Origin of the sequence: uncultured Zoogloea sp., assembly GCF_937894855.1 — a bacterium.
Taxonomy (GTDB): domain Bacteria; phylum Pseudomonadota; class Gammaproteobacteria; order Burkholderiales; family Rhodocyclaceae; genus Zoogloea; species Zoogloea oryzae.
Genome location: NZ_CALAYQ010000035.1, coordinates 20,615 through 33,648, shown reverse-complemented (window position 1 = coordinate 33,648; position 13,034 = coordinate 20,615). Strand labels below are relative to the sequence as shown.

At 67.2% G+C, this 13,034-nt stretch carries 9 protein-coding genes; 5 read left to right on the top strand and 4 right to left on the bottom strand.

Translation table 11 applies throughout. The features are described 5' to 3' along the window. Positions 1-16: 16 nt before the first annotated feature. Together Q0672_RS03715 and Q0672_RS03710 are read right to left on the bottom strand one after the other, a co-directional pair. A complete protein-coding gene (locus tag Q0672_RS03715; RefSeq protein WP_228111851.1) occupies positions 17-880 on the bottom strand; it encodes a peptidoglycan-binding domain-containing protein in 864 nt (287 codons plus the stop codon). Positions 881-904: 24 nt separating this feature from the next. After that, positions 905-1,990, bottom strand: a complete 1,086-nt coding sequence (locus tag Q0672_RS03710; protein WP_298619867.1) for a hypothetical protein — start codon at positions 1,988-1,990, stop codon at positions 905-907. A gap of 540 nt (positions 1,991-2,530) precedes the next feature. Between Q0672_RS03710 and gltX the strand changes: the two genes are divergently transcribed. Beyond that, positions 2,531-3,928, top strand: a complete 1,398-nt coding sequence (gene gltX / locus Q0672_RS03705; protein WP_153161247.1) for a glutamate--tRNA ligase — start codon at positions 2,531-2,533, stop codon at positions 3,926-3,928. 97 nt (positions 3,929-4,025) lie between these two features. On the opposite strand, the gene Q0672_RS03700 is transcribed toward gltX, so the two are convergent. Beyond that, on the bottom strand, positions 4,026-4,844 hold the full coding sequence (locus Q0672_RS03700; RefSeq protein WP_298619861.1) for a glycine zipper 2TM domain-containing protein: 819 nt from the start codon (positions 4,842-4,844) through the stop codon (positions 4,026-4,028). Between the two features lie 100 nt (positions 4,845-4,944). Next, entirely contained in the window at positions 4,945-6,858 is a 1,914-nt protein-coding gene (gene mnmC / locus Q0672_RS03695) for a bifunctional tRNA (5-methylaminomethyl-2-thiouridine)(34)-methyltransferase MnmD/FAD-dependent 5-carboxymethylaminomethyl-2-thiouridine(34) oxidoreductase MnmC (RefSeq protein WP_298619858.1), read from the bottom strand. A 211-nt stretch (positions 6,859-7,069) separates the two neighbouring features. Between mnmC and Q0672_RS03690 the strand changes: the two genes are divergently transcribed. The 4 genes from Q0672_RS03690 (at position 7,070) to Q0672_RS03675 (ending at position 12,991) form a co-directional block, all read left to right on the top strand. Next, entirely contained in the window at positions 7,070-8,005 is a 936-nt protein-coding gene (locus Q0672_RS03690; protein WP_298619856.1) for a glycosyltransferase family 2 protein, read from the top strand. Between the two features lie 164 nt (positions 8,006-8,169). Next, positions 8,170-8,946 carry an ABC transporter permease gene (locus Q0672_RS03685; protein ID WP_298619854.1) on the top strand — a complete coding sequence of 259 codons (777 nt, stop codon included), beginning with the start codon at positions 8,170-8,172 and terminating at the stop codon, positions 8,944-8,946. Next, a complete protein-coding gene (locus Q0672_RS03680) occupies positions 8,936-10,288 on the top strand; it encodes an ABC transporter ATP-binding protein (RefSeq protein WP_298619852.1) in 1,353 nt (450 codons plus the stop codon). The genes Q0672_RS03685 and Q0672_RS03680 overlap by 11 nt, the downstream gene beginning before the upstream one ends. Positions 10,289-10,291: 3 nt before the next feature. Next, entirely contained in the window at positions 10,292-12,991 is a 2,700-nt protein-coding gene (locus tag Q0672_RS03675) for a methyltransferase domain-containing protein (RefSeq protein ID WP_298619850.1), read from the top strand. Positions 12,992-13,034 lie beyond the last annotated feature (43 nt).

Sequence of the window (13,034 nt, the reverse complement as noted above, 5' to 3'; positions counted from 1 at the left end):
GAGGGCGCGCCGGAGCCTAGAGCTTGAGCGCCTTCCAAGTCGTCGGACCGACTTCGCCGTCGGCGACGAGTCCTTGGTCGGCCTGGAAGCGTGCCACCGCATGGGCCGTCTGGGGCCCGTAGATGCCGTCCGCCGGCCCCACGGCGTAGCCAAGTACGTTTAGGCGTTCCTGGACCTGCGTGACCCGAGGCGCGCGCGTCAGCGGCTGGGTTAGGCGGATCACCTTGGCGGGTGGTGTGGGCGAAATGTCCTCGTCGCCGCGGTAGTAGCGGATGCCCGGAATCATCACCCCCACGTCCCAGCGCCGGCCGCTGGCCGTGCCACGGATCACGCCAGTCTTGCTGCTGTGGGCCTCGATCGTGCCGCCCGCGCCATCGGAAAAGGCGATGTGGCCGATGGCGCCGGGCAGCGGGTAGCGCAGCAGGATCGCGCCAGCGGTGACCAGCGCGTCGGCGACCGGCACCGTGATGCCGGCTGCTCTGGCCTGTTGCGCCCAGTAGCCGGTGTAGGCGTCGGCGTGGAGGGGGTCGTGACGGGGCTCGGTGCCGAACAGGATGCCCGCCCGCTGGTAAACGCACCACGATACGAACTCGGCGCAATCCCACGGCCCCTTCCAGCCGGCGTCGCTCATTGGCGCGCGGGCGCCGAGGATGTATTGCTCGCCTTCGTGCTTGAAGGCGAGTTCGAGAATGTCAGTGCCGGTGATCTCCTGACCGTCTTTCTGCAGGGCGACGGGTATTTCGATCGGACTGAGGGTACTGTTGATGTTCTTGGGCCAGCTCGGCTGGCTTGGAAAACCGGGTTGTTGCGGCCATCCGGCCTGGCTAGGCCAGCCTGCGCTGCTTTCGGCGGTGGCCAGCGTGGTTTTCTGTTTTTTCATGGCTCGCTCCTCAAGGGTGGATTGCTACTTTTGGGTGTCGGCAGGCTTCTTGTCGTCCTTGGCTTTGGCGGTTGCGCTGTCGGTCTTCAATTGCCGCTCAATGAGCGCCTCAAATCCGTCGGCTAGGTTGCGTGCGGCAAGGCCGGTCGAGAAGAAGCGGCTCAGGCCGTAGTCGATTGACTGCGCCTGGGTGGATGCGCTGAACTGACCAAAGACCGAGTACGCGTCCACTTCCCGCGAATCCTCCGGGTTTTCCATCGGCTTGCCATCGACTCCGTTGCTTGTAGTCGACTGCCCGTCGACGCCGGTCTGGTCACGCGCCGTGAGTCGCGCACTGCCACCGCTGGCGTTCCAGTCCATTGTCGGAATGATTGCGATGTCGCGACCCGAGTAGCCAATGGTGAAGTTCGGCCCCTGCTCGGATGTTGTCGTCTGAACGCTGATGCCGATCCCCACGGTCATGCTCTGGCCATAGACGAGGCGGCGGACATGGTGTTGTTCTGGAGGCTTTCCCAGGGCTGAGGGTGGCTGCGGTTTCTGGCCCTCGTTTGTGGCGTTGGTTTGCTTGTTGGCGGTGTGCTCGGTTGTTGAGGTGTTCTTGGGCTTTGCGGCCGGCGCAGGGGCTGAGTTGGCCGTTTCCTTCTTGTCACATTCGTCGTTGTCCGCCGGGACTGTGTTTGCCAAGCCCCTCCGATAGCCGTTGGCCAAGTGCGACGCCGCGATGCCGGTCGCGAAGAAGCGATCGAGCTTGACATGGCCTTTCTGGCTCTTTGCTGCAGTCGCGTCGGTGCTGCTCCCGCCGAGGAGCGCCCAGTCGCCCTTGCTGGTGAACTGGCCGAAGACAGAAAGCGCATCGCGCTTGTCGCTGCAGGTCTTGGACCATGCGGTGATCTCCTGAACCGATCCATCCGTCGTTACGGCCACCGGGACGATGGCGAGATTCTTGTCCTTGTATCCGAGCGTGAAATCGAAGCCCTGGGTGTCGGGCGTGGCGTTGACTGACATGCCGAAGGTTGTGGCACTGCCGAAGATCAGTGGCGTTCCCGATGAAGCGCAGGCGCATAGACCGAGAACGGGCAAGAGTGCGATCAGACGTGGGGCTGTGTTCATGATGTGTTTCCTCCTGTCAGTGGGTGTTGGGGCTCACGACACAGACCCCGTTGGTGGACGCTTGCAGACGTCTGGCTGCTTCGAGATGTTCGGCCTCGCTAACCCAGATCACCAGCCTGCATTCCGGCCCGAGGGAAGCCCAGCTCTGCCGCGTGATACCAGCGCTCCAGCCCATCGGTGTCGAGGTGATGCCCAAGCCTTGTATTTCGGCGACATGGCTCGTTGTAGGCCCGTCTACGACCACGCTCAAAACGCCCCACCGATGCTCAAGCCGGACTTCACCTGAAGGGGAGTCAATACGGACACTCGCACAGCCAGCGGTGATAAATGCGACGAGTAGGGGTAACACAAGCCTGTACATCCTGCGAGTCTCCCTCTAGCGGTTTGGAATTAGTGAGGTGTTTTGAATATAGATGTCGGATACGCTAATCGCATCCTAATTTTTTGAGGCACGTGGTTCCGGGTCTGCCGGGCTGGAGTCCTCTGCGAGTGAGGGCTTTTGATAGAATCGCGGCTTTCGTCTTCACCCGGATCTCCGCCATGGCTTCTACCGTCCGCACCCGCTTCGCCCCCAGCCCCACCGGCTACCTGCACATCGGGGGGGCGCGCACGGCGCTGTTCTCGTGGGCCTACGCCCGTCGTCACGGCGGCACCTTCATCCTGCGCATCGAGGACACCGACGTAGCCCGCTCCACGCCCGAAGCCGTCCAGGCCATCCTCGACGGCATGAGCTGGCTCGACCTGAACTGGGACGAAGGCCCGTTCTACCAGATGCAGCGGATGGACCGGTACAAGGAAGTCATCCAGCAGATGCTGGCCGCCGGCACCGCCTACCCCTGCTACATGCCGCCCGAAGAGCTCGACGCCCTGCGGGAGGCCCAGCGCGCCCGCGGCGAGAAGCCCCGTTACGACGGCCGCTGGCGTCCCGAGGCGGGCAAGGAGCTGCCCGAGCCGCCCGCCGGCGTGTCGCCCGTGATCCGCTTCAAGAACCCGACTGACGGTGTGGTCGCCTGGGACGATCTGGTGAAAGGCCGCATCGAGATCGGCAACGCCGAGATGGACGACCTCATCATCGCCCGCGCCGACGGCACGCCCACCTACAATTTCTGCGTGGTGGTGGACGACTGGGACATGGGCATCACCCAGGTCATCCGCGGCGACGATCACGTGAACAACACCCCGCGCCAGATCAACATCCTCAAGGCCCTGGGCGCCACTGTGCCCCAGTACGCCCACCTGTCGATGATCCTCGGCGACGACGGCCAGAAGCTCTCCAAGCGCCACGGCGCGGTGAGCGTCACCCAGTACGACGACGACGGCTACCTGCCCGAAGCCGTCATCAACTACCTGGCCCGCCTGGGCTGGAGCCACGGCGACGACGAGATCTTCTCCCGCGAGCAGCTGGTGGAATGGTTCGGCCTGGACCACATCACCCCGTCCGCCGCCCAGTTCAACACCGAAAAGCTCAAGTGGCTCAACGCCCACTACATCAAGCAGACCGACAACGCCCGGCTGGCCGCGGATGTGTCGCGCCGGCTCGCCCAGCGCGGTGTCGATCCGGAAACCGGCCCGGCGCTCGAGGCGCTGATCGCCCTGTACAAGGATCGCGTGTCCACCCTCGTCGAACTCGCCGACGCCGCCGAGCCCTTCTACATCGACCTGCACCCGGCGCCCGAGCTCATCGCCCAGCATCTCACCGACGCCGCCCGCACCGCGCTCGCCACCCTGCGCGGCAAGCTGGCCGACGTGGCCTGGGAGAAGGCGCTGCTGAGCGGCGCGATCAAGGAAACCTGCACCGCCCACGGTATGAAGATGCCCCAGGTGGCGATTCCCCTGCGCGTCGCGCTGCTGGGTCAGCCGCAGACGCCGTCCATCGACGCGGTGCTCGAAACCATGGGCCGCGAGCTGGTGCTGGCGCGGCTGGATCGGGTGCTGTAAGCCCGGCCGTCGACAGGCGTTCGACAAGTAAAAAGCGCGGCCCTCGGGTCGCGCTTTTTGCTTGGGGCGGCCGCTTTGCGAGTCGGCCGGGGGAGGATCAGAAGTCCGCGCTGCGGCGGGGTTGTTCGGCACCGGCGACGATCTGGCCGTTGCGCACCCGCACCGGGTCGCCCACGCGCCACACCGGCGCGCTCTGCTGCTCGATCACCCGGCGGGTGCCGTCTTCGAGCTTCACGGTGATCTGGTAGTGGCTGATGGTGCGGTAGCGGCGCTCGGCCTCGTTGCCAGCCAGGCCGCCCAGCACCGCACCGCCGATGCGGGCGATCTGCTTGCCGGAGCCTTCACCCACCTGGTGGCCCAGCACGCCGCCGAGGATCGCCCCGCCGATCGCGCCGATGCCGCTGCCTTCACCCTTCTGCTGGATCGCCTCGATGTGCTCGATCACGCCACAGTCGCGGCAGACGGGGGGCGGCGCAGGAGGCGCATCCGCCACCCGGCGGCCGGCGTGTTCGCCCGGGGGCGGTGCGTCGCGAGGTGCAGGCACTGCGTCGGCCGGCGGCGGATCGCCGATGACGGCGGCCTGGGCTGGCTTGGGATGGGGCTTGGGTTTAGGGGGCGCCGTCTTGGCCGGGGTGGGCGCGACGTGCTCTGCCTTGGAAGCGGGCGGCTCGGGTTTGGTCTCGACTGCGGGCGCCGGCGCCGGAGCAGGTTCGGCGGCTGCGATGGGCGGGGGCGCCTCGATCGGCTTGATGGGCGTTGCGGGGGCGGTCACCACGCTCTCGGGGGCGGCGGGCTTGCTGAAGTCAGGCAGGACGCCCGCCAGCTTGGCGACGCCGGCCAGGCTGACGGCGGTGACGGATGCGGCGGCCACCCACAACATCGGGTGCAGGCCGGGTTTGTTCGGGGTCGTGCTCATGGTGGGTTCTCCGTTCGAGTTGACAGCTTAACGCTGCAACCCGGGTATGGCGCACCGTGGCAAAGGCCGCTTACAAAATCATCCGGTATGACGTGTGGGCCTAGTCTTCGCTGCCGGCGCCGGGACGCGGCGGTTTGAGCAAGTAGCGGGCCGGGTCGAGTGCGTCGACGAGATCCCGCTCGAGGGGCAGCGGATCGCCATTGATCTGGCTGGCCAGCAGCTCGCCGACCAGGCTTGCCCACACCAGCCCGCGGGCGCCAAAGCCGGTCGCAGCAAACAGCCCGGGCTGGCGGGGGATGTCGGCCAGTGGCGTGGTCCGTTCGGCGTTTGCCACCGCCGGCACCGCGCCGACCATCGGCAGACGATCCGGTGAGGCAGGACGGAAGCCCACCCGGCCGTCGAGGCTGGCCGGATCGAAGGGGGCTGAGAAGCCGGGCAGGATGAAGTCCAGCTTGGTGAGGTTCTCGCGGTGCTCGGCCTCACGCAGTTCGGTGCCATCGTCGTCGGCGATGAAGGTGGCGCCGGCGCAGCGGACGCCGTCCACCTCGGGACTCACGTAGCCCAGCCGGCACACCACGACCTCCGGCGCACTGTCGGGCGTGGCAGGTAGATGCGACACCTGGCCGCGGGCCGGCCGCACGGGCAGGCTGGCGGCTTCGGGGATGGCGCGGATGCCGACGCCGTTGGCGAGCACCATCACCGCCGCCCGGGCAATCTCGGCGCCGGATTCGTCGAAGGCGAGCCAGTCGTCGCCGCGCCTTTCGAGCCGGGCCAGACGGCGGCCGAACACAGTGGTGATGCGGTCGCCGCCCGCCGCCAGATTGGCCGCGCAAAGGGTTGGCGGCTGGATCCACCCGCCCTGCGGAAACCACCAGCCCCCCTGCGCCATCGGCCAGTTGGCGAGGCGTGAGGCCTCGTCCCGATCGGCGAAGCGCAGGTAGTCGGTGGGGTACTGGTGGGTGTCGACGACGGCCTGCATCTTGGCGGCCTGCTTGTCGTCGCGGGCCAGATGGAGCACGCCAGTGGGCGCCCAGCGAACCGGGTGGCCAGCTTCGGCGAGGCGGGCGAGGTGATGCCGGCCGTACAGGAAGCCGGCCCGGGTGATGCGGGCGAGGCGGTTGTCGTCGAGGCTGGGCAGGGGCCGGAACACGCCGGCCCGGTTGCCCGAGGCGCCCTGTCCGGGACCGTCGGCTTCGTCGATCACGGTGACCTGCCATCCGCGGGCGGCGAGGCGTTCGGCCACCGATGTTCCGGCGACTCCGGCGCCGATCACCAGCGCCCGGCGGGGTTGGTCCTGGTTGGCGGCGGGGGCATCCGCACGGTGGCCGGTGAGCATCTCGCGCTTGCCGCCAAAGCCAGCGCGCCGCTCCAGCGTGAAGCCGGCGGTCTCAAGACCACGGCGGACATTGCCGTTAACCGACCAGGTTGCCAGCGTGGCCCCCGATGCGGCCAGGCGGGCGAGCTGCGCAAACACGGCCGGCGACCACAGATCAGGGTTGCGGGCGGGGGAGAAACCGTCGAGGAAGAAGGCGTCGGCTGCCGCGTGCAACTGGGGCAGCGCGTCGACGGCATCGCCAAAAATGAGCGTCAGCACGACCCGCCCGCCGTCCAGATGCAGCCGGTGTACGCCCGGCGTTAGCGCCGGCCAGTGGCGCTGCAGTTCGCCGGCCAGCGGGGCGAGTTCGGGCCAGGCTGCGTGCAGGCGTGCCAGGTCGTCGGCGCAGAAGGGGTGCTTCTCCACCGAAACGAAATGGAGCTGCGCGCAACGCGCCGGATCGCTGCGCCAGGCGTCCCAGGTGGCGAGGAAGTTCAGGCCGAGGCCAAAGCCCGTCTCGATGATGGTGAAGCGCTCGCGCCCGATCCAGCGCGAAGGAAGCCTGTTGCCATCCAGGAAGACCTGCCGCGCCTGCCCGAGTCCGCCCGAGGTGGTGTGATAGACGTCGTCATAGGTGGGCGAGTAAGGTGTGTTGTCGTCGGTCAGGACGATCCGGGCGGGGACGATGGGGTGAAACATGGGCAGTCTTGGGGGGGGAGGGTCGGTCTGCGGGTACGCTTTTGGTGCGCCGCAGCAGGCTGGTTCGTGATAAATTTGACAGGTTTTTGCAAGGCTGCATGCGGCCGGCCAGCGGTGCCGGAGGAATCTGGAACTCGGGGGCTCTGGCGTTGGTTGTTTGTGCTTGCTTCGGTGGGTTGAGCGTTCGGACGTTGCGCGAAAGGATGCCGGCATGACCCGGCCCGACGTGGCCATCCTGATGGGCACCTACGAGGGGCCGGAATTCTTCGGGCGCCAACTCGAATCCATTATTGCCCAGACCGTCACCGGCTGGAAACTCTGGATTTCCGACGATTCTTCCTCGACTGTCATGCGCGATGCGCTCTGTGATTACGCGGGAGCGCTTTCCGGGCGCGTGCAGTGCGATGCGGGGCCGAAGGGTGGGTTCGTGGCGAACTTCCTGCACCTGGCGTGCCGTGCCGATATCGACGCGCGTTACTTCGCCTTCGCCGATCAGGACGACATCTGGGATGCGGACAAGCTCGAGCGGGCCCTGGCCTGGCTCGAAACCGTGCCGGAGTCGGTGCCCGCGCTTTACTGCGGGCGGGTCCGGCTGGTGGATCGGGATGGCCGCGAGCTGGGTCTGTCGCCGCTGTTTGCAAGGCCGCCGGCGTTCCGCAATGCCCTGGTGCAGAGCATTGCCGGGGGCAATACGATGGTCTTCAATGCGGCCGCGCGGCGCCTTCTGATGAAGGCCGGCGCCGACGTAAATGTGGCAGTGCACGATTGGTGGATTTACCTCGTCGTCTCGGGGTGTGGCGGTGTGGTCAGGTATGATGCCTGCCCATCGCTGTCTTACCGTCAGCATGAAGGCAATGTCATCGGTGGCAATTTCACCTGGGTTGCCATGGCGTCCCGAGTGCTTCGGGCGCTGGGCGGTGGTCAGCAGAAATGGCACGACGGCAACCTGCGGGCGCTGGCGCGGCTGTCAGATAGCCTCACGCCCGAGAGTCGGGCTTGCCTGGCGGCATTCGAGGGGGGGGCGCGGCCGGTGGCTGGTGCCACGTGTGGCTGGGTTTTTGCGCGCGGGCGTGTATCGCCAGACATGGCGCGGAAGCCTCAGCCTGTTTGCGCTGGCACTGCTGGGGCGGCTCTGAGCGTCGGATGAATTGAAGAGGCGCGCGGCCTGATGCGGGCTGCTGCGATACAAGAAAGAAAACGGATTCTTGCTGTGGGTTTGATTTTGGTAAATAGCGCGTTGTCGGGAAGCGCTGCGGAGGCGTGCTGCTGATGCGGGCTTTCTCGATCAGTCCGGGCGAGTTGATCGCCTCCGTGGTCCGAAACCGGGCCCTCATTGCCGCGCTGGTGAAGCGGGAAGTCATCGGCCGCTATCGGGGTTCGATGCTCGGCATCCTGTGGTCCTTCTTCAATCCGGTGTTCATGCTGGCGGTGTACACCTTCGTGTTCAGCGTGGTGTTCAAGGCGCGCTGGGGGGCGGGCAGCGACTCGAAGACCGAGTTCGCGCTGGTGCTGTTCACCGGGATGCTGGTGTTCGGCCTGTTCTCCGAGTGCGTGACGCGCGCGCCGGGTCTGATCCTCGCCAATGCCAATTACGTCAAGAAGGTGATCTTTCCGCTGGAGATCTTGCCGTGGGTGGCGTTGGGCTCATCGGTCTTTCACATGCTCATCAGCCTCGGCGTGTGGCTGCTGTTCTACGTGCCGCTGTTCGGGGTGCCTGGCATCACGGCGCTGCTGTTTCCCGTGGTGCTGCTGCCGTTGGTGCTGCTCACGCTGGGCCTGTCGTGGTTCCTCGCCTCGCTGGGGGTGTATCTGCGTGACGTGTCGCAGCTTATCGGCATCCTCACCACCGCATTGATGTTCCTGTCGCCGATCTTCTTTCCGGTCACCGCCCTGCCCGAGGAGTTTCGTCCGCTGCTCAACCTCAATCCGCTCACGCCGGCCATCGAGAGTGCCCGGGATGTGCTGATCTGGGGGCGCGAGCCCGATTGGACGCTGCTCGGCGCGAGCCTGGCGGCGAGCACGCTGGTGGCGTGGCTGGGTTTTGCGTGGTTCCAGAAGACGCGGAAGGGGTTCGCCGATGTCCTCTAGATCCGTCGTCCTGACCCTTGACGACGTGGGCAAGTGCTACCAGACCTACGCCAATCCGAGGGATCGTCTCAAGCAGTTCATCCTGCCCCGGGCCCATCGCATGCTGGGCCTGCACCCGAAGCACTACGCCCACGACTTCTGGGCCCTGCGCCACATCTCGCTGGAGCTCGAAAAGGGCGAGTCGGTGGGCATCGTCGGCAAGAACGGCAGCGGCAAGAGCACCTTGCTGCAGATCGTCACCGGCGTGCTGTCGCCCACGGAAGGCCGCGTCGAGACCCGCGGGCGGATCGCGGCGCTGCTCGAGCTCGGCTCTGGCTTCAATCACGAATTCACTGGCCGCGAGAACGTCTTCCTCAACGGCGCCCTGCTGGGTTTCAGCCAGGCCGAGATCGAGGCCCGCTTCGACGACATCGCCGGCTTTGCCGACATCGGCGAGTTCATCGACCAACCGGTCAAGACCTACTCCAGCGGGATGTTCGTGCGCCTGGCCTTTGCGGTGCAGGTGCAGCTGGAGCCGGACATCCTGATCGTCGACGAAGCTCTCGCGGTGGGCGACGCGCTGTTCCAGAAGCGCTGCTACCAGCGGCTCGAACGCTTCCTGTCGAGTGGCGGCACGCTGCTGTTCGTCTCCCACGACCAGGAAGTGGTACGCACCCTCACGTCCCGTTCGGTGCTGCTTGATGGCGGCCACTGCCGTTCCATCGGCCCGTCGTCCGAGATCGTCCTCGAATATCGCCGGCGCCTCCACGAAGAGGAAGTCCGCTACGCCAGCACCCACAAGCCGCAGCCCGAAGCGCCGGCCGAATCCGCCAATGTCGCGGCGCCGGTGCCCGAGGTGGTGGAAGATAAATCCTCCTTTGGCGATTTCGACGCCTACATCAAGCGCGTGGATGTCTTCGTGAACGGCAGCCCTTCGCTTGGCACCGTGCACCCCGACGACGAGATCCGGGTGAGCATCACCTACCACTTCGTGAAGCCCCAGACCCGGCTGTCCTTCGGCATCCGCCTGCGCAACCGCGAGGGCGTCAAGGTGTATTCCGGTGGCACCTTCGCGGCCGATCTGAATGCCGCCCAGGGCAACCCGGGCTACGAGGGCGTGTGGCACAAGAAGTTCGAGGCGGGCGAGGAGTTCGTCGTGGACATGACTTTCCGCTGCCTGCTGGGCGAAGGCTTTTATGAGGTGCAGGCCTACGTCTGCGAGGAGGAGATGTTCATGCCCGGCTACCAGCGAATGCTGCACTGGAAGGACGAAGCGGCCTTCTTCAACGTGGCGATGGACCGACTGAAGCGCTGGTATGGCGGTGTCTGCGACATCCAGCTCAACTACGCGTTTTCCAAGTAGATGATGACTGCCGATTACCTTGATTCGCTGGGCGAAGCGGTCTTCAACGCGCTGGGCGTGTGCCGCGTCGGGCTGGCGGGCGATGCGGCCGCGCTTGCCGGACGCCTCGCCGCCCGCGGCATGGCCTGCCCGGCGGCCGGCCCGCGGGATGCGTGGGTGATCGTCACCACGCTCGACGAGCTGGTTCGTGGCGAGGTGATCCCCGCCGATGCCGGCGCCCATCCGGCCTTTGTGGTGTGTCGCGATGCCGCCACCGACGGCGTCGCGCCGCTGCGGGCGCGGGTCGAGGCTGCGATGATCGGCCGTGGCTACATCAAGCACCCTGCCACCACCGAACTCTTCGGCTATGCCCGGCTCGACGCCAGCAACACCGAATGCTGGGCCCTGTTCGACTACCGGCCGCCGGTGTTTGCCGACGGCGACACCCCCGACCGGCTAAAGCGCGAGCGCGACCTGCACAGCGACATGCTCCGCGAAGCCGGCGTGCGCTCCGACGCCCACGTGGTGCGCTACCAGCTTGCGGCAACGCTCATTCGTCCGGGTGACACCGTGCTCGACGCTGCTTGCGGTCTCGGCTACGGCAGCCACGTGCTGGCCAGCCTGTCGCCGGCGGCGCGGATCACCGGCATCGATCTCTCCGACTGGGCCGTGGATTTCGCCCGGCGCAACTACGCCAGTGATCGCGTCGACTTCCGCTGCGGCTCGCTGCCCGAAGCGCTGGTCGACGTAGCGGACGCCTCCGTCGATTTCGTGGTGTCCCTCGAAACGCTGGAGCACGTGACCGACCCGCAAGCCCTGCTGGCGGCTTTCGAGCGCGTGCTCAAGCCCGGCGGGCGGATCTTCGTGAGCGTGCCCAACGACTGGGCCGACGAGACCGGCGAAGACCCGAATCCCCATCATCTGCACGTATACGACTGGGCGCGGGTGCGCGACGAGCTCGCCGCGCACTTCGTGGTGGAATCCGCCTGGAGCCTTACCGCCAGCGGCTGCAAGACCGGCGCCGACCGCGTCTGGCGCCCCCAGCCCCGCAAGCTCGACGCCGTCGGGCTGGATGCCGCTGCCACCACTGAAGGCGAATGGTGGCTGGTGTGCGCCAGCAAGTCGCCCCTGGTTGACGCACCGCAGCCCTACGACGAGACCGTCCACGCCGGCTTCGAAGGCAAGACCCACCTCGTCGATTTTGCCGAGCACTACGACCGCCCGTGGCTGGTCCATGCGATGGTCGAGCTACCCTGGCGCATCCGCGACAAACCCGCGCTGCTGCTGCTTGCGCAGGATGTGGTGGCCGGCGCCCGCGCTGGCTCCGCCGATCTGGGCGCCGGGCTCACCGTCACCGGCTGGCGGATTCTCGAAGACGCCGGCCCCGCTGGCGCGGCCGCCGACGACTGGCTCGCCCGGGTTGGTGCCTATCTCGACGCCGGCCACGCCGACGCCAACCCCCACGTGCGTCGCTGGTGCGTGTCGCTGGATTACCTGCGCGCGCGCTTCCTCGAAGCCCGAGGCGATGCGGCCGGCGCCGATGCCGCCTATCAGGCAGTGGTGGACGCCGACGTGCTGCACATCACGCCCACTCTTGGTACCAAGCAGGCCGACGCCGCCCTGCGCGCCGGTGTGCTGGCCTTCCGCGAAGGGCGCGCCGACCAGGCCGTCGCCCGCTGGCAGGCCGGGCTCGATGCCGCCTTCCGCTGCCTGCGGGCCGATGCGCTGGAGTTTGTCGGCAACCGCAACAAGCCCTTCATCTTTGCGATGAACGATCTCGTCGAGATCGCCGACGGCGCCACCCGCCTGGGCAACGCCATCCGCGCGGTGGCGAGCCACGGGCCGGACGAGCGGATGACCGTCGCCCGTCTGCTTGGCGGGGTCACCCAGCGCTCCCTGCGCAGTGCCCTGGGCGAATTGCAGACCCGCGTCGGTCAGCTCTCGGCCGATCTCGACCGTCACGGCGAGGCCCTCGCCACGGCCCAGTCGCTGGCAGAGGAGCGGGGCGCCCAGGTCGAGCACCTGCAGGCCGCCCTCGACGACGCCCAGGCGCTGGCCCGTCAGCGTGGTGGCGACCAGCACGAACTGATCGCCCGGCTCGACCAGACCCAGGCGGCGCTGGAAGAGATCCAGAACCTCGCCCGGTTGCGGGCCGACGAGATCGCCGATCTGACGGGCCGCCTGGATCGCACCCAGGCGGCGCTGGAAGAAGCCCAGGCGCTGGCTGCCGCTCGCAATACCGAGACCGCTGCCGTTGCGGCGCGGTTGGATCAGACCCAGGCAGCCCTCGAGGATGCCCAGCGGCTTGCCGCAACCCGCGTCGACGAGACCGCCGCGTTGTCGGCGCGGCTCGATCAGACCCAGGCGGCGCTGGAGGAAACCCAGCGGCTCGCCGTGGAGCGTGCTGCCGAGGCCGAGAAACTGCAGGCGGCCGTCGAGTTCCTGCAAGGCCTCGTGGCCGAGCGGGACGCGACGATCGGCGCCCTCGAAGCCGCAATCACCGAGCGGGATGCGAGCATCGGCCGCCTGGATGTTGCAGCTGCCGAGCGGGACATGCGTCTTACCGATCAGGCTGCGCACATCGACGCGCTCACGGCGGCTGTTGCTGCCGCCGACGAGGAAACCCGCGTCTGGCAGGGCCGGCACGCGGAAGTGGTCAACTCCCGCGCCTGGCGCGCCGTTTCGGCGCTCGGCCTGACGCCCAAACCTTCCGGTGGGCGCTGAGCGCGGCCCGACCGATCACCCCATTCAATACTTCAAGAGTCGC